Source organism: Leptospira saintgironsiae, assembly GCF_002811765.1.
Classification (GTDB): Bacteria; Spirochaetota; Leptospiria; order Leptospirales; family Leptospiraceae; genus Leptospira_B; species Leptospira_B saintgironsiae.
Window position 1 is genome coordinate 1 of record NZ_NPDR01000040.1, and the last position, 614, is coordinate 614.

Consider the following 614-nt stretch of genomic DNA (forward strand, 5'->3'; position numbering starts at 1 on the left):
AATCCTAATGGAAATCATCATATAGGCTTATCAGGATCTGCAAGTAGCACAGGCTCGTCAAGTATAGGTGCATTTTATAATTATAGTAATGGTGTAAAATCCCATGCGGGCAACGGCCTGGGAGGTACATTAAATTATTCGAATGATGGAACGATCCGAGGAAGCGCTCAGTATAGAGGAGCGGATACCTGGTCACTATCGTATAATACTGAGACTCATAAGTTTGGCAAAATAGAAGCAAACGAAAATTTTCAAAGAGACTATAATAACTCGATAGCCCAAGAACATGCGGGAGAACATAGGGGCGCTGCATTAGAACCAATCATCACGGGTGTAGCTGAACATTTAGTGGAGAATGGAGTGATGAGCCGAGAGCAGGTAAATAAATATCTGCAAGAAGGCCATGGGGAACAGCTACTCCAGAAATACCAAGAGCATAAAGCGGAGGTAGTTTCTCAAAAGGATGGAGTAGAGAAATTCAAAGCAGAAATCCAAAAGACGTCCGAAGCATTAGCAAAGATAGGGATGGAAGGAACTCCTAACGAAGCAGTCCTAGGCAACAAATCAGCCGAAGGCATGTTTGAGAAGATCTGGTCGAACATCAAAGGAGAAGC

General features: G+C 43.0%; 1 protein-coding gene. It reads left to right on the forward strand.

All coding sequences use genetic code 11. From position 1 onward, the window contains the following. The coding region (locus CH362_RS19130) for a TIGR04388 family protein (RefSeq protein WP_125169745.1) at nucleotides 1–614 on the forward strand (614 nt) is incomplete at both ends.